This window comes from Brucella sp. LJL56 (assembly GCF_054871705.1).
In genome coordinates, this window is record NZ_JBTXLQ010000004.1 from 177,483 (window position 1) to 198,998 (window position 21,516).

Sequence of the window (21,516 nt, forward strand, 5' to 3'; positions counted from 1 at the left end):
TTCCCCTTGTTTTCGCTTTGCTGAAAATGCTCAGCCGAGCAACTCGCCTATTGCTTTCTGGAAAGCACGCTCGGCTTGATCGCGCAAGCGGTGACGTCCGCACTCTACCTGTTTCACGCCGCGCACCCACACATCGTTGATCCGCGCGCGACCGGCAAAAATCCAGCCATCCAGCACTGTATCGCCTTTCGCATGAGGCAGACGCTCCGTATCGAGTGCGACAAAATCCGCCGAAGCGCCGAGCTTCAACCCGTCATCCGCGCGACCCATCGCGATGTTGCCGCCGCGCACCGCGCCATCAAACAGGGAGCGACCCGTCGAGGCTTCGCTTTCAGCCAGCACATTGCGTGCGCGATGATGGAGACGCTGCGAATATTCGAGCTGGCGCAATTCATCGCCGATACCGATCAACACATTCGAATCCGAGCCGACGCCAAACTTGCCGCCTGCCTTCGCGAACACCGTCGCATTGAAGGTTCCGTCGCCGAGATTAGCTTCCGTCACAGGACATAGACCGGCAATCGCACCAGCCTTGGCCATGCGCCGTGTTTCGTCGTCTGTCATATGGGTTGCATGGATCAGGCACCAGCGTGAGGACAGGTCTTGATGGTCAAGAAGCCACTCGGCCGGGCGCTTGCCCGACCAGGCGATGCAGTCCTCCACTTCCTTCACCTGTTCGGCCACATGGATATGCACCGGCGCGTCGGGCAGGAGCTTCGTCACGACGCTCAGTTCATCCGGCGTCACAGCGCGCAGGCTATGCGGCGCAACACCTAAAACCGCGCCGTCGAATCCCGCCAGTGCTTGTTTGCAGCCTTCGATCAGCCGCACAAAGCGTTCCGGATCGTTGATGAAACGGCGCTGGCTTTCATTGGGCGCGCTGCCGCCGAAGCCTGAATGCGCATAGAAAACAGGAAGCAACGTCAGGCCGATGCCTGCCTCCTTTGCTGCAGCGACAATGCGGTCGGCCATCTCGGAGAGATTGGCATAGGGCGTGCCGTCGCGGTCATGGTGCAGGTAATGAAACTCGCCGACGCGGGTGAACCCGGCCTCCAGCATGTCGACATAAAGCCGCAGCGCCACAGCTTCCGCCTGTTCGGGCGACATGGTGAGCGCAAATTTGTACATAATCTCGCGCCAGCTCCAGAAAGAATCGACAGACGGCCCGCGCCTTTCGGCAAGCCCGGCCATCCCGTATTGGAACGCATGGCTGTGCAGATTGGGCACGCCTGCGACAATCGCCGTGTGACGTTCATCCCCTGCCTCGGCAGCCTTATCCACCTCCAGCGAGGCGATCTTTCCACCGGTAATACCAATGCGGACATTCTCGGCCCAGCCATTGTCGAGAAGCACCTGGCCGGCATGGATAAAACGCAATTCAGGCGTGGCTGCTGACATGAAATTCATCTCCTCGAATGTTCCCGCGCATTTTTTCTCTTGGCTGTCTCTCTAATATGTATATACATTATCAAAAAACAGGGGAAGCGAGAAAACGCTCATGCTCAAGAATTCAAGTACCGTTTTTATCAATGCGCGCATTGCGACGCTGGAGGAAGACGCGAACGGTCTCGGTCTCATCGAGAATGCGGCACTTGCGATCAAGGGCGGCAAGATCGCTTATGTGGGGCCGCAGTCCGCACTGCCTGCCGATTATGCTTCCTTCGATAGAATCGATTGCGAAAACCGGCTGATCACGCCGGGATTGATCGATTGCCACACCCATCTCGTTCATGCCGGAAATCGCGCGCATGAATTCGAACTGCGTTTGCAGGGCGCGTCCTATGAGGAAGTCGCGCGGGCCGGCGGTGGCATTGTTTCATCGGTCAAGAACCTGCGCGCTGCCAGCGAGGACGATCTGGTGCGCGAAACCCTGCCCCGTCTCGATGCGCTGATTGCCGAAGGCGTCACCACTGTCGAAGTCAAATCCGGTTACGGTCTCGACCGCGACAGCGAAATCAAGTCACTGAAGGCCGCCCGTCGCCTTGCTGAAGAGCGCGACGTTGCGATCCGCACCACCTTCCTCGGCGCGCACGCCCTGCCTCCGGAAATGAACGGCGACAAGGCCGCCTATATCGACAAGGTGGTCGACGACATGCTGCCCGCCATTGCAGCCGAGCATCTGGCCGATGCGGTTGATGGTTTCTGCGAGGGCATCGCCTTCCTGCCGGATGAAATCGCCCGCGTGTTTGATGCGGCCAAAGCGCATGGTATTCCGGTCAAACTTCACGCCGACCAGCTTTCCAATCTGCACGGCGCGGCCCTTGCCGCATCCTATGGTGCACTTTCCGCCGATCATCTTGAATATACCGATGCGGACGGTGCTGCCGCGATGGCCAAGGCCGGAACCGTCGCGGTTCTGCTTCCCGGCGCTTACTACTTCATTCGCGAAACACAGAAGCCACCGGTTGAGACATTCCGCGCTGCTGGCACCAAGATGGCGCTCGCCACCGACAACAATCCGGGCACATCGCCGCTGACCTCGCTTCTCCTCACCATGAATATGGGTGCAACGCTCTTCCGCATGACGGTCGATGAATGCATTGCAGGCGTCACCCGCGAGGCCGCGCGCGCGCTGGGCATTCTCGACCAGACCGGCACGCTTGCTATCGGCAAGGATGCTGATCTGGCCATCTGGAACGTCGAGCGTCCCGCCGAACTCGTCTACCGTATCGGCTTCAACCCGCTGTGGAAGCGGGTATTCAAGGGCCGAATCTGACTGCTTTTATAACGGAGCCTTTCATGTCCCTTGTTCTTCATCCCGGCAGCGTTCCGCTCGCGACCCTTGAAAAAATCTACCGCGAAGGTCTCCCCGTCCGCATCGACACCGCCTTCCATGCAGGCATTGAAAAGGCGGCAGCGCGCATTGCGGAAATCGCAGCGGGGGATGAACCGGTTTACGGCATCAATACCGGCTTCGGCAAACTCGCTTCGATCCGCATCGCGGCGGGCGATGTCGCCACGCTGCAGCGTAACCTGATCCTGTCGCATTGCTGTGGCGTCGGCGAAGCACTGCCGGAAAAAATCGTACGCCTCATCATGGCGCTGAAGCTGATCTCGCTCGGTCGCGGCGCATCCGGCGTGCGGCTTGAAGTCATCACACTCATTGAGGACATGCTGGAAAAAGGCGTGATCCCGATGATCCCGGAAAAAGGCTCCGTCGGCGCTTCGGGCGACCTTGCACCGCTGGCCCACATGACTGCGGCCATGATCGGCGAAGGCGAAGCCTTTTATCAGGGCGAACGCCTCTCCAGCGCAAAGGCACTGGAAAAAGCCGGACTGAAGCCGGTCGTACTTGCCGCCAAGGAAGGGCTGGCGCTTATCAACGGCACGCAGACATCGACGGCGCTTGCGCTGGCCGGGCTTTTCCGCGCCCATCGCGCCGCGCAGACGGCTCTGATCACTGGCGCATTGTCCACCGATGCCGCCATGGGATCGGATGCGCCATTCCATGAGGAAATCCACACGCTGCGTGGCCATAAGGGCCAGATCGATGCAGGACGGGCGCTGCGCGCCCTGCTGGAAGGTTCTGTCATTCGCCAGAGCCATCTCGAAGGCGACCAGCGCGTGCAGGACCCTTATTGCATTCGCTGCCAGCCGCAGGTTGATGGCGCCTGCCTCGACATTCTGCGACAAGCCGCGCGCACGCTGGAAATTGAAGCCAATGCGGTTACCGACAATCCGCTGGTTCTCTCGGATGGGCGGGCCGTATCGGGCGGCAATTTCCACGCCGAACCGGTTGCCTTTGCCGCGGACCAGATTGCGCTTGCCGTCTGCGAAATCGGCGCGATTTCACAGCGTCGCATCGCACTTCTGGTCGATCCGGCACTGTCATTCGGTCTTCCGGCCTTCCTCGCCCGCAAGCCGGGGCTCAATTCCGGCCTGATGATCGCCGAAGTCACCTCCGCCGCACTGATGAGCGAAAACAAGCAGATGGCGCATCCGGCTTCGGTCGATTCCACGCCAACCTCGGCCAATCAGGAAGACCATGTGTCCATGGCCTGCCATGGCGCACGCCGCCTGTTGCAGATGACCGCCAATCTCAATGCCATCATCGGCATTGAGGCGCTGACCGGTGCGCTGGGCGTGGAGTTGCGCGAACCGCTGACCACCAGCCCTGAGCTTGCCAAGGTGATCGCGGCATTGCGCGGCCGCGTGCCGACGTTGGAAGACGACCGCTACATGGCTGACGACCTGAAGAATGCCGCCGATCTGGTCGCTGACGGTGTGCTTTCCGGTGCGGTTTCGAGCGGCATCCTGCCAGCGCTGGAGGCGTGAGCATGAGCCCGTTCGAAGTTCGTCAGGGAACGTCGCCGGTCATTCTTGGCCTGCCGCACACCGGAACCGACGTGCCGCAGGATATCTGGGCGCGTCTCAACGACAATGGCAAAATTATTGCCGATACCGACTGGCACATTCACACGCTCTATGACGGTCTCATCGAAGGCGCGACTACGGTGCGCGCCACCTTCCACCGCTATTGCATCGATGCCAATCGCGATCCGGCGGGTGTGAGCCTCTATCCGGGACAGAACACCACGACGCTGATCCCGGAAACCGACTTTGACGGCATTGCCATCTGGAAAGACGGAGAAGCACCGACGGAAGCCGATATTGCCGACCGCATTGCGCGCTTCCACAAGCCCTATCACGAGGCGCTTGCCGCTGAGATCGAACGGGTAAAGGCAATCCATGGGGTCGCCATCCTTTATGACTGCCATTCGATCCGCTCGCATATCCCGTTCCTGTTCGAAGGCAAATTGCCCGATTTCAACATAGGTACGGATATGGGCAAGACCTGCGATCCGAGGATCGAGGCGGCCGCTGTCGACGTGACGGGCGGGGCACAAGGTTACACGTCGATCCTCAATGGTCGTTTCAAGGGCGGCTGGACGACGCGCCATTACGGCAAGCCGGAAACCGGCGTTCACGCCATCCAGATGGAGCTTGCCCAATCGACCCATCTTGCGACCGAAACTGTTCCCTTCGCCTATGATGAGGCCAAGGCGAACAGGCTGCGTGTCCATCTGAAAACCCTTTTACAGCGGCTGGAAACAATTGCCGCCGACCTGAAATCCTGAGGAGAACACCATGTCGAACCCACGCCACAATGAGCGCGAAGTCCGAGCGCCGCGCGGAGACGAACTCAACGCCAAGAGCTGGCTGACCGAAGCGCCCTTGCGTATGTTGATGAACAATCTCGACCCCGATGTGGCCGAGCGTCCGCATGAGCTGGTGGTCTATGGCGGCATCGGTCGCGCAGCCCGCACATGGGACGATTTCGACCGTATCGTCGCCACCCTCAAGACACTCAACGAGGATGAAACCCTGCTGGTGCAGTCGGGCAAGCCGGTCGGCGTTTTCCGCACCCATAAGGATGCGCCGCGTGTTCTGATCGCCAATTCCAACCTCGTACCGCATTGGGCAACCTGGGATCATTTCAACGAACTGGATAAGAAGGGTCTCGCCATGTATGGCCAGATGACCGCAGGTTCGTGGATTTATATCGGCGCACAGGGCATCGTTCAGGGCACATACGAAACCTTCGTGGAAGCCGGTCGCCAGCATTATGATGGCAACCTCAAAGGCAAATGGATCCTGACCGGCGGTCTCGGCGGCATGGGCGGCGCACAGCCTCTGGCAGCCGTTATGGCAGGCGCTTGCTGCCTTGCGGTCGAATGCGACGAAACCCGAGCTGATTTCCGCTTGCGCACCCGTTATGTCGATGAAAAGACCCACAGCCTCGACGAAGCGCTGGCCAAGATCGATGCATGGGCCAAGGCAGGTGAAGCCAAGTCCATCGCGCTCATCGGAAATGCGGCCGAAATCTATCCAGAACTCGTCAAGCGCGACGTGCGCCCCGACATCGTCACCGACCAAACCTCGGCGCATGATCCGGTGCATGGCTATCTGCCGCTTGGCTGGACCGTCGCCGAATGGCGCGCCAAGCAGGAGAGTGATCCAAAGGCTGTCGAGAAGGCTGCCCGCGCGTCGATGAAGATACAGGTTCAGGCCATGCTCGATTTCTGGAGTGCAGGCATTCCAACAGTCGATTATGGCAACAACATCCGTCAGATGGCGCTGGAAGAAGGTCTGGAAAACGCTTTCGATTTTCCCGGTTTCGTACCTGCCTATATCCGCCCGCTGTTCTGCCGCGGCATCGGCCCGTTCCGCTGGGCCGCTCTCTCCGGCGATCCCGAAGATATTGCAAAGACCGACGCCAAGGTGAAGGAGCTGCTGCCCGACAACAAGCACCTGCACAACTGGCTCGATATGGCAAAGGAACGCATCGCGTTTCAGGGCCTGCCTGCCCGTATCTGCTGGGTGGGCCTCGGCGACCGTCACCGCCTTGGTCTCGCCTTCAACGAAATGGTCCGCAATGGCGAATTGAAAGCGCCTATCGTGATTGGTCGCGACCATCTCGACAGCGGCTCGGTGGCTTCGCCGAACCGCGAAACGGAAGCCATGAAGGACGGTTCGGATGCCGTGTCCGACTGGCCGCTCCTCAACGCCCTCCTCAACACCGCTTCAGGTGCGACCTGGGTGTCGCTGCATCACGGCGGCGGCGTCGGCATGGGCTTTAGCCAGCACGCAGGCATGGTCATCTGCTGCGACGGCACCGAAGATGCGGATCGTCGTCTGGAGCGCGTCTTGTGGAACGACCCGGCCACCGGCGTCATGCGCCATGCCGATGCGGGCTATGAAGAAGCGCTCGACTGGGCCAAGCAGCAGGGCCTGCGCCTGCCCGGCATTCTGGGAAACTGAGGTCCAATGGGCATCACTATCCTCAAGGCCGAAAATCATCGCCGCATGCCGTGGAAAAACGGCGGCGGCGTGACGGTCGAGATCGCCGTCCACCCGCAAGGCGCGTCAGTCGATGATTTCGACTGGCGCATCTCCATGGCGACCGTCGCAAATGACGGCCCCTTTTCCGTCTTTCCCGGCGTCGACCGGACATTGTCGGTGCTGGAGGGCGACGGCATCGTGCTCGATGTCGACGGACAGATGACCACCCTCACCTGCGACAGCGCACCCTTGGCCTTTGCAGCCGACAGCCGTTCGGCAGCGCGCCTGATCGGCTCCGCCATCACCGACCTCAATGTCATGACCCGACGCGGGCGTTTTGCTCACAGGGTCCAGCGCCTGCCCGTCAGCGGCACCATACTGACGCAGACCAGTGGCGATCCGACGCTTCTTTTCTGTGCCGAAGGTCAGATCGATCTCATATCTGCGGGAAAGGCGGCGAAACTTGCGGAACATGATTGCGCGGTTCTAACGAACTGCGACGCCTTGCCTCTTGAACTGAAGGGGAAGGGAACGATTTACCTGATCTCGATTAGCGTAATCTGATCAGTAGCTTACGCCTTTTCCAGGGAGAAACGGGAGTTTGAGGACCCGCGACGAACTCTCTGGACAGACGATACGGTCCTGTTAATTTGGCAGGAGTTAAGAGACAAAAAAGTCTCACTATAAAAGGGGTACTAAACATGAAGAAAACATTGCTCGCCGGGGCAACACTAGCAGCTTTCACTTTTGTGTCTGCCGCGCATGCTGAAACTGCCGTTTCACTCGGCTTGTCCGGCTGGACTGGTTTTGCTCCGCTGACACTTGCGAAAGAAGCCGGTATTTTCAAGAAAAACGGCCTCGACGTGACGCTGACCAAAATCCCGCAGGCAAGCCGCCATCTGGCGCTGGCTTCCGGTGACATCCAGTGCGCGGCCACCACCGTGGAGACCTGGATTGTCTGGAACGCGGCGGGTGTAAAGACCAAGCAAATTTTCCAGATGGACAAGTCCTACGGCGCCGACGGCATAGCAGTGCGCGCCGATGTGAATTCCTTCGCCGACCTGAAAGGCAAGACGGTTGCCGCTTCGGCACCGGGCACATCGCCTTACTTCCTTCTCGCCTTCATGCTCGCCAAAAACGGCATGACCACGAAGGACGTCAAGGTCGTCAATATGGAGCCGGGACCGGCTGCACAGGCTTTCGTGGCAGGCCAGAACGACGCCGCCATGACCTACGAGCCTTATCTCTCGACCGTGCGCGCGGCACCCGACAAGGGCAAGATTCTCGCCACCACGCTCGATTATCCGGCGGTCATGGATACGGTCGGCTGCACGCCCGATTTCCTGGAAAAGAACCCCGAAGCTGCCAAAGCACTCGCCGACAGTTATTTTGAAGCGCTGCAGATGATCGCTTCCGACAAGGCCAAATCCTATGAAATCATGGGCAAGGACGTGAAGCAGTCGGGCGAGGATTTCGGCAAATCGGCCGATTATCTTCGCTGGCAGGACAAGGCGGCAAACCAGAAATTCTTCGAGAAGGAATTCAAGGAATTCTCGACCGAAGCCGCCGACCTCCTGCTGCAGGCAGGCGTTATCAAGTCGAAGCCCAATCTCGACGATATCGTGGACACAAGCTTCATCAAGTAACATCGTTTCATGCGCCAGCCCGGACCAAGCGTCCGGGCTTCCTCATTTTCCGCCTGTCGAGTGCGGCAGATACGCGATCAAACGGAAAAATATATGCAGCCCTTGCAGCCGATAGGCAGTCAGGCCCGGATATTACTGGGCATTCTATTCTTCGTTCTCTTCTTTACATTCTGGGGTGTCGCCACTCTGGGCGGCTTCGTTTCCCCGACTTTTCTTGCCGATCCCATCACCATGGTGAAGGACGGCTGGGACCTCATCGCCAATCAGGGCTTCCTTTCCGATATCGGCATGACGGTCTGGCGCGTGCTGGGCGGCTTCGTGCTGGCAAGCATCGTTGCCATTCCGCTCGGGATCGCCATGGGCGCCTACAAACCCATCGAAGCCCTGCTGGAGCCCTTCGTATCCTTCGCCCGCTATCTCCCGGCTTCCGCCTTCGTGCCCCTGCTGATCCTGTGGGCAGGCATTGGTGAAACCCAGAAGCTGCTGGTTATCTTCATCGGCGCCGTGTTCCAGATCATCCTTATGATCGCTGTGACCGTCTCCAATACACGGCGCGATCTTGTTGAAGCCGCCTATACGCTCGGCGCATCGAACAGCGGCATCATCCGTCGCGTACTCATGCCGGCCAGCGCGCCGGATATCGCCGAAACGCTGCGCCTCGTGCTCGGCTGGGCCTGGACCTACGTGATTGTCGCCGAACTCATCGGCGCCTCGTCCGGCATCGGTTACATGATTATCAACAGCCAGGCGCTGATGGCCACTGGCCAGATCATTTTCGGCATCATCGTGATCGGTGTGATCGGCCTGATCTCCGACCTTGCCTTCAAATATTTCAACCGCTGGCTCTTCGCATGGAGGTTCGCATAATGGTTACGAAAAGCGACCAGGAACTTGTCATCAAGGGCGTGAGCCGCACCTTTCCGGGCGTGCATGGCGGCAAGCCGACGCTTGCCTTACAGCCGACCGACCTCGTCATACCGAAAAATGATTTCGTGACCGTCCTCGGCCCCTCGGGCTGCGGTAAGTCCACGCTCCTTCGCATCATCGCCGGTCTCGACAAACCGACCACCGGCACAGTGACGCTGGAAGGTAAACCCGTAACCGGCCCCGGCGCCGATCGCGGTATGGTGTTCCAATCCTACACGCTGTTTCCGTGGCTCAATATCCGGCAGAATGTCGGCTTCGGGCTTCGCGAAAAAGGCGTGCCGGAAAAACAGGCGCGCGAAATCGTGGACAGTTATATCGACAAGGTGGGGCTGCGTGGTTTTGAAGATCATTGGCCGAAGCAGCTTTCGGGCGGCATGCAACAGCGCACGGCGATTGCCCGCGCACTTGCCAACGATCCAAAAATCCTGCTTCTCGACGAGCCGTTCGGCGCACTCGACAACCAGACCCGCGGACTGATGCAGGAACTTCTGCTCGGCATTTGGGAGCGGGAGCACAAGACAGTGATCTTCGTCACCCACGACATCGAGGAAGCCATCTTCATGGCGACCCGCGTGGTTACGATGACCGCTCGTCCGGGCAAGATCAAATCAATTACGCCGGTCGATATCGCGCATCCGCGCACCTACCACGTCAAGGCAAGCCCGGAATTTTCGGAGTTGCGCCTCAAGCTCACAGAAGAAATCCGCAGCGAAGCCATTGCAGCGGCAAAACAGGCTGCCTGAAAATAGCTGTTTCCCATTGCAGCCGAGTGACCTATGAAAAGACTGCGACTTGATCGCAGTCTTTTCGTTTCAGGACACATTCCATCATGGCCGTTTCAGCAGAAGAACTTGAAAACCGCATCGTCTATGTCAATGGTGAATATGTCACCGCCCGCGATGCGCGCATTTCCATCTTTGACCGTGGCTTCCTGTTCGGCGACGGCATCTACGAAGTGACAGCCGTGCTGGAAGGCAAGCTCATCGACAGCGAGCCGCATATGCGACGCCTGCGACGCTCGACCGGCGAGATCGGCATTCCGATGCCAATGAACGAAGACGAGATCGTGGCCATCGAGCGTGAACTGATCCGCCGCAACAATCTGACTGAAGGTCTGGTCTATCTGCAGGTGACACGCGGCGACGGACGCGACCGCGACTTCGTACCCGCAAAGGGTATGAAGCCATCAGTCGTCCTGTTCACACAGGAAGCCAATCTGCTCGACAAGCCTGCACTGAAAACCGGTGCACGCGTGCTTTCGCTGGAAGACCTGCGCTGGAAACGCCGTGACATCAAGACGGTCTGTCTGCTGCCGCAAGCGCTCGCCAAGGAAATCGCCAAGAACGCGGGTTGCGATGAAGCGTGGATGATCGAAGATGGTTATGTGACCGAAGGCGCATCGTCTACCGCCTATATCGTGACCGAAGACGATGTTGTCGTCACACGCCCGAACAGCAATTCCATCCTGCCCGGCTGCACGCGGCTTTCGCTTCTGCAACTGATCGCCGAGACCGGCATGAAGCTGGAAGAGCGGCTCTTCACCATCGATGAAGCCTATGCCGCAAAGGAAGCTTTCCTCACCAGCGCTGGCACATTCGTCACCCCGATCACCGCCATCGATGACAAGACCATCGGCACGGGCAAACCCGGTCCTGTCGCCCAGCGCCTGCGCGAGATCTATCTCGACCACGCCCGCCGCACGGCGATCTGAGGCATGACGTAACCATTTTTCCTCGCTCCTCATCCTGAGCTTGTCGAAGGGCGAGGGAAAACCCACCGCGCCTGCCCTCGTCCTTCGAGGCTACGCTTCGCTCCGCACCTCAGGATGAGGGATAAGCGTCGCGACAGACAAACCTGAAATGATTGCGCCCAACACAGAACAGCGCCATTTGCAGGCCGCCAGAGCCGAAATATCAGCGTTTCTGGTTATAGACGTCGATACAGACGGCCCCCAGCAGCACGATCCCCTTGATCACCTGCTGATAGTCAATGCCGATGCCGAGGATCGACATACCGTTGTTCATCACGCCCATGATGAGTGCGCCGATCACGGCACCGGTCACACGACCCACACCGCCATAGGCCGATGCACCGCCGATGAAGCAGGCCGCGATCACGTCCAGCTCGAAGCCGATACCGGCCTTGGGCGTGGCCGTATTCAGGCGCGCCGCGAAAACCAGACCGGCCAGTGCCGCCAGCACCCCCATATTGACGAAAGCAAGAAATGTCAGCCGTTCGGTCTTCACGCCCGAAAGCTTGGCCGCATGGCGGTTGCCACCGACCGCATAGATCTGGCGACCGATCACCGTGCGGTTGGTGAGAAAGGCATAAGCCGCAATCAGAACCGCCATGATGATCAGTACATTCGGCAGGCCGCGATGCATGGAAATCAGCAGCGACAGATAGGCAATCGCGGCAAAGAACAGAACGTTCTTGATGACGAACAAGCCGAACGGCTCCGTTTCCACTTCATGCGCGATATGGCGCTGGCGCGACTTCACATTCTGCCAGATCATGAAGGCCGCCAGAAGCACACCGATAGTCAGCGAGGTGAGATAAACACCACCGGCCGTGGTGCCTAGAATTTCAGGGATGAAGCCCGACGACAGCTTCTGGAACACGACCGGGAAAGGCCCAACGGACTGACCGCCGAGCACAGCGAGCGTCAGACCCTTGAAGACCAGCATGCCCGCCAGCGTGACGATGAAGGACGGTATGTTGAAATAGGCAACCCAGAAGCCTTGTAACGCACCGATCAGCCCGCCAACCAGCAGGCAGAGAATGGCGGCGATTGGGAACGGTACGCCCCATTTCACCATCATCACCGCAGCCACTGCGCCGATGAAGCCGCAGACCGAACCGACCGACAGGTCGATATGGCCGGTCACGATGATGAGCAGCATGCCGAGCGCCATGATGACGATATAGCTGTTCTGCAATACCAGATTGGTCAGGTTCAGCGGCTTCATCAACACGCCGCCGGTGACAATCTGGAAGAAGATCATGATCGCGACGAGCGAGAGCAGCATCCCGGATTCGCGCAGATTGTTCTTGAGATAACGCCCCACGCTGCTTGTCTGGCTGCTTCCGATTATGTTCTCGCTCATTGCCGTTTTCCCTTGTTCCGCATGATGGCGCGCATGATGTTTTCCTGCGTTGCCTCTTCGCCGGCGACTTCACCGACGAAAGCGCCTTCATGCATGACGACGATGCGATCGCAGATGCCGATCAGTTCCGGCATTTCCGAAGAAATGACGACCACGCCCTTGCCGCTCTCCGCCAGTGAGTTGATGATGGTGTAAATGTCGTATTTCGCGCCGACATCGATGCCGCGCGTCGGCTCATCGAGAATGAGCACATCCGGTCCGGTGAACAGCCATTTCGACAGCACCACCTTCTGCTGGTTGCCGCCGGAAAGCGTGCCGGTCTGCTGAAAGACATTGTGGCTGCGAATGCTCATCTGGTTGCGATATTCACCGGCAACCTTCATTTCGCGAATATCGTCGATGACGCCCTTCGGGCTGACGCCACGCAAATTGGCCAGCGAAATGTTACGCGAAATGTTTTCGCCCAGAACGAGGCCAAGCTTTTTGCGATCCTCGGTCACATAGGCAAGTCCCGACTTGATCGCCCGCGCCACGGTGGAAATATCCGAGGCCTTGCCGTTGATGCGTGCCTCGCCGGTAATATTCGTGCCCCAGGAGCGTCCGAACAGGCTCATGGCGAATTCAGTGCGCCCAGCGCCCATCAGGCCTGCAATGCCGACAATCTCACCCGCCTTGACCTTGAACGACACGTTCTTGACCGAATGCCGCTCTGGATGCAGCGGGTGATAGACCGACCAGTTATCGACTTCGAAAATCACATCACCGATCTTCGGCTCGCGCTTCGGATAGCGGCTTTCCAGATCACGATCGACCATCTTGCGGATGATATCGTCTTCCTCGACCTCGCCTGCATGACAATCGAGCGTCGCCACGGCCTTGCCGTCGCGCAGCACGGTGATCTTGTCGGCAACTTCGCGGATTTCATTGAGCTTGTGCGAAATCAGGATCGACGTGATGCCCTGCGCACGAAACTCTTTCAGGAGCGTCAGAAGTGCTGCACTATCCGTCTCGTTGAGGCTGGCGGTCGGTTCGTCGAGGATCAAGAGCCGCACGCGTTTCGACAGCGCCTTGGCTATTTCGACGAGCTGCTGCTTGCCGATGCCTATATCGGTGATCAGCGTATCGGGCGATTCCGACAGGCCCACTTTCTTCAAAAGTTCCCGCGTGCGCATATGCACGGCACTGCGGTCGATGACGCCATGGCTTGACGGTGGATTGACCAGGAAAATATTTTCCGCAATCGACATCAGCGGAATCAGTGCCAGCTCCTGATGGATGATGACGATGCCGAGCGCCTCGGAATCGTTGATGTCGCGAAATTGCCGTTCTTCTCCGTCGAAGAAGATCGAGCCTTCATAACTGCCATGGGGATAAACCCCCGACAGCACCTTCATGAGCGTGGATTTGCCGGCGCCGTTTTCGCCGACAAATGCGTGAATCTCCCCCGGCATAACCGTGAAGTTGACGTCGCTTAACGCCTTCACGACCCCGAAGGATTTGCTGATGCCGCGCATTTCCAGAATAGGTTTGCCAGCATCATTCGGCTGGCCACCCTGCTCGTGCAGCGGGACAGGATTGGCTACATTCATCGCTCGCTCCCATTTCAACTTCTGCGGCCATTGCCCCAGCGAAAAGACAACGTTGTCAATCGCCGAGGCTACCCCAGCCGAAAGACTGGGGTTTTGGGGGCAATGGCTTGCAGAAAAGCTCCGGGCATATCCTCCGATGCGCCCAGAACCATAAATTAGAACCACAGATTACTGGATCTGGTCTTCCTTGTAGTAACCGCTATCGATCAGAACCTGCTTCCAGTTTGACTTGTCGACGATCACCGGCTTGAGCAGATAGGACGGCACGACCTTGACGCCATTGTCATAGGTCTTGGTGTCATTGACTTCCGGCTCCTTGCCGCTCATCAGCGCATCGACCATATCAACCGTGACCTTTGCCAGTTCACGGGTATCCTTGAAGATCGTCGAATTCTGCTCGCCAGCGAGGATCGACTTCACCGAAGGCACTTCCGCATCCTGACCGGATACGACCGGCATCGGCATGTCACCGCTGCCATAGCCTACACCCTTGAGCGACGACAGGATACCAATGGAAATGCCGTCATAAGGCGACAGGACCGCATCGAGCTTCTTGTCGGAATAATAGGCCGAGAGGATCGAATCCATGCGGGCCTGTGCAGTTGCACCGTCCCAGCGCAGTGTTGCGACCTTGTCCATGCCGGTCTGACCGCTGGCAATGACAACCTTGCCGCTATCGATATAGGGCTGCAGGACAGACATGGCGCCGTTATAGAAGAAATAGGCGTTGTTATCATCCGGTGAACCGCCGAACAGTTCGATATTGAACGGGCCCGGCTTGTTCTTGAGGTCCAGAGCCGTTTCAATCGACTGTGCCTGCAGCACGCCAACCTGAAAATTGTCGAACGTGGCATAGTAATCGACATTGGGCGTGTCGCGGATCAGGCGGTCATAAGCAATGACCTTGATGCCTGCATCATGCGCTTTGGCCAGTACGTCGGAAAGCGTGGTGCCGTCGATGGATGCAACGACGAGAACCTTGGCGCCCTTGGTCACCATGTTTTCGATCTGCGCCAACTGGTTTGGCACATCGTCTTCAGCATATTGAAGATCGGTCTGATAACCGCGTTCCTTCAGCACCTTGACCATATTGTCACCATCGGCGATCCAGCGCGCCGACGACTTCGTCGGCATGGCAACTGCGACAAGACCTTTGTCTTCCGCATGTGCCATGCCTGTGAAGGCAAGCGCGGCCATCGCGACTGCCATTGTTAGAGATTTCATGCCTGCCATTGTCTCACTCCCAAAATTGGGACAGGCTTTCCGCCTGCCTTTCTCCCAAAATTTCCGCCCCCGCCTTCCGGCCATGCGGAATTCCTCCAAAACAAATCACAGGGACCGTCAGCCCGCGATCTTGTCCCATACCGCGCAGGATTGCGACCAACGGAAGCGCAGTTTCGGCCATGCACCGCGCGCACTCATTGGGCACCTTCCGCAAAAGCGTGCTTTGCGGCCATGAACAGACCATCGCGCACCAGTGCGTCCGCCTCGACGCGCTTGAACGTAAGCCCAGCAATATCAAGCGCGCTTGCATAAAGCCCGCCCATCATGCCGTCGGAGAGCAGCAGCACCTGCTGCGGTTTGCCGTAAAGCGTGCGCCCACCCGCAACTTCCAGCCCGATCAACAGACCGGAAAGCCGCGCAAGCTGGTCGGTCGGCTTGCCGTCATGCACGAGCCAGTCCGCACGAACGGAGAACAGGGCATTGGCGATCAGTTCCGGCCTTTCGAGCGAGGCTTTGACACCCGCCGCAAACGCCGCTCCAGTCGGATCAACCGGACCAGCACCTTCCAGCGCACCGGCCAGCACCGACTTGTCTTTCAGAAGTGCGAACAATTCGCCCGTCATGAAGGTCCGGTAATCCGCGAGACCGCCATCGGCAATCCGCACCCATTTGGCATGAGTGCCGGGCATGACGACAACCGCATCCTGCGTGCCGCCATGCACAAGACCGAGAAGCTTGGTTTCCTCGCCGCGCATAACGTCGGGAGCAGCTTCGTCCCGCCGCGCAACGCCCGGCAGCATGATGACGTGGCGGCGCGCAGGAACACGCACCGCAGCCTTCACAATGCCATCCAGTCCGGCAGGCAGGCTCATATAAGGCGCCTCGATCCAGCCGGTCCGTGAACCGGCCATACCGCAGATCACCACCGGCAGATCGTCCGGCGCGCCAATAGAAGCAAGGTGCCGTTCGAGCGTTGGTTCGAAACCGGCTTCCTTTGCCCGCAGCAAACCGTCATCACCACGGCTCTCACCCAGCACGGTACCGTCCGCATCCAGCGTCCAGAGCCGCAACCGGGTGGTGCCCCAGTCCGCAATTGCCGCAAATGGCTTTTTATCGAGAGCCATCCGGGGAACCTTAGTGGTTATCTCGCGGCAGGCCACGCGTATGCGCGATGTCCTGATACTTGACCGCGTTTTCGAGAACCGCACCAGTTTCCATCTGGCCAACAACGGCGCGCTGGATTTCCTGCCACGGCGTCTGGCTTTCCGGATACTTGAAGCCGCCGGCGGCTTCCAGAGCCTTGTGACGCGCGGCCAGTTCTTCGTCAGAGATCAGAATATCCGCCGCGCCACGACCCAGATCGATGCGCACACGGTCGCCGGTCTTCAAAATTGCCAGACCGCCGCCAGCGGCAGCTTCTGGCGAAGCGTTGAGGATCGACGGCGAACCCGACGTGCCCGACTGGCGACCATCGCCAATGCATGGCAGCGAGCTGATGCCCTTCTTCAAAAGATAATCCGGCGCGCGCATGTTGACGACTTCCGCCGCTCCCGGATAGCCGATCGGGCCAGCACCGCGCATAAACAGCACCGTATGCTCATCGATTTCCAGCGACGGATCATCGATGCGGTGATGATAATCCTCCGGTCCGTCGAACACGACCGCCTTGCCTTCAAAGGCGTTCGGGTCTTTATCGTCGGACAGATAGCGATTGCGGAACTCGTCCGAAATAACGCTGAGCTTCATGATCGCCGACGAGAACAGATTGCCACGCAGCACGCGGAAACCGGCATGCTTCTTCAGCGGCTGATCATAGGTCTTGATGACATTGCTGTCTTCAATGGTGGCGTTCTTGCAGTTTTCGCCGATGGTCTTGCCATTGACGGTCAGCGCATCCTCGTTGATGAGGCCCTGCCCCATGAGCTGATTGACGACGGCTGGCACACCGCCCGCATGGTAATAATCTTCACCGAGATATTCACCAGCCGGTTGCAGATTGACCAGAAGCGGGATTTCCTCACCATATTTCTGCCAGTCGTCGACCGTCAGGTCCACGCCGACATGGCGGGCGAGCGCGTTCAGATGGATTGGCGCATTGGTCGAGCCGCCAATGGCGGAATTGACGCGGATGGCGTTGACAAAAGCGTCCTTGGTCAAAATGTCGGAAGGCTTGAGGTCTTCATAGACCATCTCGACGATACGGCGGCCGGTCAGATAGGACACTTCCTGACGGTCACGGTAAGGTGCCGGAATAGCCGCAGAACCCGGAAGCTGCATGCCCAGCGCTTCAGCAAGCGAGTTCATGGTTGTAGCCGTGCCCATCGTATTGCAATAGCCAGTGGACGGTGCCGAGGAAGCAACCAGTTTCACAAAGCCCTGATAATCGATCTCGCCCTTGGCCAGAAGTTCGCGCGCCTTCCAGACGATGGTGCCCGAACCGGTACGCTCGCCACGGAACCAGCCATTGAGCATCGGGCCGACCGAAAGCGCAATCGCCGGAATATTGACCGTCGCGGCAGCCATCAGGCAGGCAGGCGTGGTCTTGTCGCAACCAATCGTCAGCACGACGCCATCGAGCGGATAGCCGTAAAGCACTTCCACGAGGCCAAGATAGGCGAGGTTGCGGTCCAGACCAGCGGTCGGGCGCTTGCCGGTTTCCTGTATAGGATGAACCGGAAATTCGATGACGATACCGCCTGCCTCACGAACACCTTCGCGCACGCGCTTGGCCAGTTCCAGATGATGCCGGTTACAAGGTGAGAGGTCGGAACCCGTCTGCGCGATCCCGATGATCGGGCGACCCGACTGCAATTCTTCCTGGCTCAAGCCGTAATTCATGTAGCGCTCAAGATAGAGCGCCGTCATGTCGACATTGTCCGGATTGTCGAACCATGCGCGCGAGCGGAACTTCGGAGTTTTCGGAGTGACGGGCTTATTCATGTCTTTGTCCTGCTGGGTAAGAGGCCGCGTTGCGACAACCTCATTTCCTAATCTTCAAATGCTTCGACCACGTGCCGTTTTCCAAACAGGAAAGCATCGGCGACGTGCGTCAGCGGAGCAAGATCGACATCCGAACGCCCCGCACCGATCAATTGCACAAAATGCTTGTAAAGACGCTGATATTCGCGATCCGGCTCGGCCATTTTTTCAGTCCCGGCAATGGTCAGTCGGCTACCGCCATGGCTGAGCAAGACCGTGCCCCTGTCGGTCTCGACGCGAATGTCCCACGTCTGCGGTCCGGTCTGACGCCAATCCAGTTCGAAGGAAACCGGAATGCCGCTTTCCGTCTGGAATTGAAGGCCGGCGGCAATCGGCGCGGCGCGATTTTCCGGGAAATACAGATCGGATTGCGTCAGGAAAAAGCGCTCCGGCAAAATATGCGTGACGATAGACAACGCATTGATACCCGGATCGAACACGCCAAGCCCACCCGGCTCCCAGATCCATTGTTGGCCCGGATGCCAGTGACGCACATCTTCCTTCCAGGCAACCGCAACCGAACGGATCGCGGCATCCTTCAGGAAATCGCGGGCCGGTTCCACCGCCGCCGCCTCACGTGAATGCCATGTCGCATAAAGCGATACGCCCTGCTTTTCAGCGAGCCGCTCCAGCGCTTGCACTTCAGAAATGGTCGCACCGGGAGGCTTTTCCAGCATTACGTGCTTGCGTGCCTTCAGAGCCGCGTAGGCTTGGCTAAAACGCCCCTGCGGCGGCGTGCAGAGCGAAACCGCGTCAATAGCGACATCCGACGCCAGCAATTGCTCGATATCGTGAAAAGATGGCAGGCCGTCCAGCCCGGCATTGCGGCTGGCAATGGCTTTCAGCTCGATGCCATCGACGGCTTCAATGGACGGCAGGTGCTGGTCACGTGCGATCTTGCCGAGACCGACGATTGCGAGAGCGATGTTCGATTGTGCAGCCATTTCAGAGCGCCTTCACGGCAATATCTTCGGCATCTTCGGCTGGGGCCTGCGCCAGTCTGTTGACCAGCGGATAACGGAACGGCTTGGCCGAAATCTCGAACCGGTCGCCGACTTGCGTCTTCACGCCTTCCGAGAAAGACAAGGTTGCCGTACCGAAGAAATGGACGTGAATATCGCCCGGTCGGCGGAACAGCTCATATTTGAAATGGTGATGCTCCAGATTGGCAATCGTGTGCGACATATTCGCTTCGCCCGACAGGAACGGCTTTTCGAAGATCACCTCATCGCCGCGGCGAATGCGTGAAACGCCTTCCACATGATCCGGTAGCGCGCCGACATAGAGTTCCGGTCCAAGCGACGCCTGGCGCAGCTTGGAATGGGCGAGCCAGAGATAGTTCTGCTTTTCGGTCACGTGATCGGAGAATTCATTGGCGAGGCAGAAGCCGAGACGGTGTGGCGCGCCATCCGGTCCGATCAGATAAATACCTGCAAGTTCCGGCTCTTCGCCGCCATCCTCGGCGAAGGAAGGCGAAACCAGTTCGCCGCCGGTTGCGACCAGCGCGGAACCATCGCCCTTGTAGAACCATTCCGGCTGAACGCCGGTCTGGCCCGGTTTCGGCTTGCCGCCCTCGACGCCCATCAGGAACATGCGCATCGAATCGGTCGGCTTTTCGGCAGCCTGCGCTGCCTTGTGCATCTTGTCGCGACCGTCAGCAGAGCCAAGATGTGTGAGGCCGGTGCCTGCCACGATCAAATGAGCCGGATCGGAATGGGTGATCGGCAGGCCGACGCGGCCCGCAGCCAAAGCGGCGTCGAGATCGACGGCTTCGCCCTTACCGCTCCGCTCAACCTGCTCTGCGAGGCCAATGCCCGCCTGAATTGCCGCCCAGGCCAGTTCATAGGTCGTGGACGCGCCCTTGACCACATGCGCCACACCATCATCACCACATGCAGCCACACGCGTTTCACCGCCCGCATCGCGGAACTGTACCAGACGTAACATTGATCCTCCCATTTTCCGCATTACCCATTGCGGAACTCACCCCGACCGCTTGAAGACACCATACGGCGTCAATATACGGTTCGCGTTATTAATATGACTATTTTGCTCCAGCTCGCTTTGTCAAGCAAGCAGACGCACCCGCTCCACCGGTTGGAAAATCCTGCCATATACAGGTAGCTTCAAGCCTTTGTTTTATATTAACAAACGGGAAATTTGCCTGTTTGTCGCACCGGCATTTTGTTGGGAAACGCCGAAAGATACTTGCCATAAAGTAATATTATATGCTTCATAAATGACGAGGCCGGGAGGGCCTTAATGGGAGGAACCACCATGAAACGCAGTTTGACGGCCCTGACGGCCGCCCTGATCTCAGCATCGTCGCTTGCCCTGATTTCCAGCGCATCCGCCGCATCGCTGACGGTCGGCTTTTCGCAGATTGGCTCGGAATCAGGCTGGCGTGCCGCAGAAACGGCCCTGACCAAGCAGGAAGCTGAAAAGCGCGGCTACACGCTCAAATTCGCCGATGCCCAGCAGAAGCAAGAAAACCAGATCAAGGCCGTGCGTGGCTTCATCGCGCAGGGCGTCGACGCGATCCTGATAGCGCCAGTGGTCTCCACGGGCTGGGATGCAGTTTTGAAGGAAGCCAAGGAAGCGGAAATTCCGGTTGTCCTGCTTGATCGCCAGATCGATTCGCCGGAAGATCTTTATCTCACCGCCGTTACCTCCGATCAGGTTCATGAAGGCAAAGTTGCCGGTGACTGGCTAGTGAAGGACGTGGGCGACAAGCCGTGCAATGTCGTCGAGCTTCAAGGCACCACCGGTTCCTCACCGGCGATCAACCGCAAGAAGGGCTTCGAAGACGCGATCAAGGGCCACGACAACATCAAAATTTCCCGCTCGCAGACCGGTGACTTCACCCGCACCAAGGGCAAGGAAGTCATGGAAAGCTTCATCAAGGCCGAAGGTGGCGGCAAGAATATCTGCGCTGTCTATGCCCACAATGACGACATGGCTGTCGGTGCCATTCAGGCCATCAAGGAAGCCGGATTGAAGCCGGGCACCGAGATCAAGATCGTATCGATCGACTCCGTGCCGGACATCTTCCAGGCCATGGCGAACGGTGAAGCCAACGCGACCGTCGAGCTGACGCCAAATATGGCTGGCCCGGCCTTCGACGCAATTGAAGCCTTCAAGGACAAGGGCACTGTTCCGCCGAAATGGATCCAGACGGAATCCAAGCTCTACACACAGGCTGACGATCCGAAAGCCGTCTACGAAGCCAAGAAGGGTCTCGGCTACTGATCCTCTCGTCCT

At 58.6% G+C, this 21,516-nt stretch carries 18 protein-coding genes; 10 read left to right on the forward strand and 8 right to left on the reverse strand.

The annotated features are described in order from the left end of the window. Positions 1-30: 30 nt before the first annotated feature. Positions 31-1,398, reverse strand: a complete 1,368-nt coding sequence (locus ACYSN1_RS15190; RefSeq protein ID WP_461726443.1) for a formimidoylglutamate deiminase — start codon at positions 1,396-1,398, stop codon at positions 31-33. 100 nt (positions 1,399-1,498) lie between these two features. Between ACYSN1_RS15190 and hutI the strand changes: the two genes are divergently transcribed. The 9 genes from hutI to ACYSN1_RS15235 all read left to right on the forward strand — a co-directional run bounded on the left by hutI (position 1,499) and on the right by ACYSN1_RS15235 (position 11,067). Then, a complete protein-coding gene (hutI, locus tag ACYSN1_RS15195; protein ID WP_461726444.1) occupies positions 1,499-2,716 on the forward strand; it encodes an imidazolonepropionase in 1,218 nt (405 codons plus the stop codon). A gap of 23 nt (positions 2,717-2,739) precedes the next feature. Then, complete coding sequence (gene hutH / locus ACYSN1_RS15200; RefSeq protein ID WP_461726445.1) at positions 2,740-4,275, forward strand: histidine ammonia-lyase; 1,536 nt, start codon at positions 2,740-2,742, stop codon at positions 4,273-4,275. Between the two features lie 2 nt (positions 4,276-4,277). After that, positions 4,278-5,078, forward strand: coding sequence for an N-formylglutamate deformylase (gene hutG / locus ACYSN1_RS15205; protein ID WP_461726446.1), 801 nt, complete (start codon positions 4,278-4,280; stop codon positions 5,076-5,078). Between the two features lie 10 nt (positions 5,079-5,088). Next, complete coding sequence (gene hutU, locus ACYSN1_RS15210) at positions 5,089-6,762, forward strand: urocanate hydratase (RefSeq protein ID WP_461726447.1); 1,674 nt, start codon at positions 5,089-5,091, stop codon at positions 6,760-6,762. A 6-nt stretch (positions 6,763-6,768) separates the two neighbouring features. Beyond that, positions 6,769-7,347, forward strand: coding sequence for a HutD/Ves family protein (locus ACYSN1_RS15215; protein WP_461726448.1), 579 nt, complete (start codon positions 6,769-6,771; stop codon positions 7,345-7,347). A 137-nt stretch (positions 7,348-7,484) separates the two neighbouring features. Continuing rightward, complete coding sequence (locus ACYSN1_RS15220; protein WP_461726449.1) at positions 7,485-8,429, forward strand: ABC transporter substrate-binding protein; 945 nt, start codon at positions 7,485-7,487, stop codon at positions 8,427-8,429. Between the two features lie 93 nt (positions 8,430-8,522). Then, entirely contained in the window at positions 8,523-9,296 is a 774-nt protein-coding gene (locus tag ACYSN1_RS15225) for an ABC transporter permease (RefSeq protein ID WP_461726450.1), read from the forward strand. Next, the gene (locus ACYSN1_RS15230; protein ID WP_461726451.1) at positions 9,296-10,099 is read left to right on the forward strand and encodes an ABC transporter ATP-binding protein; all 804 of its coding nucleotides are present in this window, start codon (positions 9,296-9,298) and stop codon (positions 10,097-10,099) included. Before ACYSN1_RS15225 ends, ACYSN1_RS15230 begins: the two co-directional genes overlap by 1 nt. Positions 10,100-10,185: 86 nt before the next feature. After that, on the forward strand, positions 10,186-11,067 hold the full coding sequence (locus tag ACYSN1_RS15235) for a D-amino-acid transaminase (protein WP_461726452.1): 882 nt from the start codon (positions 10,186-10,188) through the stop codon (positions 11,065-11,067). Between the two features lie 202 nt (positions 11,068-11,269). On the opposite strand, the gene mmsB is transcribed toward ACYSN1_RS15235, so the two are convergent. The 7 genes from mmsB to araD1 all read right to left on the reverse strand — a co-directional run bounded on the left by mmsB (position 11,270) and on the right by araD1 (position 20,202). Continuing rightward, the gene (gene mmsB / locus ACYSN1_RS15240; RefSeq protein ID WP_461726453.1) at positions 11,270-12,463 is read right to left on the reverse strand and encodes a multiple monosaccharide ABC transporter permease; all 1,194 of its coding nucleotides are present in this window, start codon (positions 12,461-12,463) and stop codon (positions 11,270-11,272) included. Next, on the reverse strand, positions 12,460-14,052 hold the full coding sequence (mmsA, locus tag ACYSN1_RS15245; RefSeq protein ID WP_461726454.1) for a multiple monosaccharide ABC transporter ATP-binding protein: 1,593 nt from the start codon (positions 14,050-14,052) through the stop codon (positions 12,460-12,462). The genes mmsB and mmsA overlap by 4 nt, the downstream gene beginning before the upstream one ends. Before the next feature lie 168 nt (positions 14,053-14,220). Further along, complete coding sequence (chvE, locus tag ACYSN1_RS15250; RefSeq protein WP_461726455.1) at positions 14,221-15,285, reverse strand: multiple monosaccharide ABC transporter substrate-binding protein; 1,065 nt, start codon at positions 15,283-15,285, stop codon at positions 14,221-14,223. A 185-nt stretch (positions 15,286-15,470) separates the two neighbouring features. Continuing rightward, entirely contained in the window at positions 15,471-16,400 is a 930-nt protein-coding gene (locus ACYSN1_RS15255; protein WP_461726456.1) for a 2-dehydro-3-deoxygalactonokinase, read from the reverse strand. A gap of 10 nt (positions 16,401-16,410) precedes the next feature. Continuing rightward, entirely contained in the window at positions 16,411-18,216 is a 1,806-nt protein-coding gene (locus ACYSN1_RS15260) for an IlvD/Edd family dehydratase (protein ID WP_461726457.1), read from the reverse strand. A 47-nt stretch (positions 18,217-18,263) separates the two neighbouring features. Beyond that, complete coding sequence (locus ACYSN1_RS15265) at positions 18,264-19,199, reverse strand: Gfo/Idh/MocA family protein (RefSeq protein ID WP_461726458.1); 936 nt, start codon at positions 19,197-19,199, stop codon at positions 18,264-18,266. Between the two features lies 1 nt (position 19,200). Then, the gene (gene araD1 / locus ACYSN1_RS15270; RefSeq protein ID WP_461726459.1) at positions 19,201-20,202 is read right to left on the reverse strand and encodes an AraD1 family protein; all 1,002 of its coding nucleotides are present in this window, start codon (positions 20,200-20,202) and stop codon (positions 19,201-19,203) included. Between the two features lie 330 nt (positions 20,203-20,532). Here araD1 and ytfQ point away from each other — a divergent pair, with 330 nt between their 5' ends. Continuing rightward, positions 20,533-21,504, forward strand: a complete 972-nt coding sequence (gene ytfQ, locus ACYSN1_RS15275) for a galactofuranose ABC transporter, galactofuranose-binding protein YtfQ (RefSeq protein WP_140021579.1) — start codon at positions 20,533-20,535, stop codon at positions 21,502-21,504. The last annotated feature ends 12 nt before the right edge of the window (positions 21,505-21,516 follow it).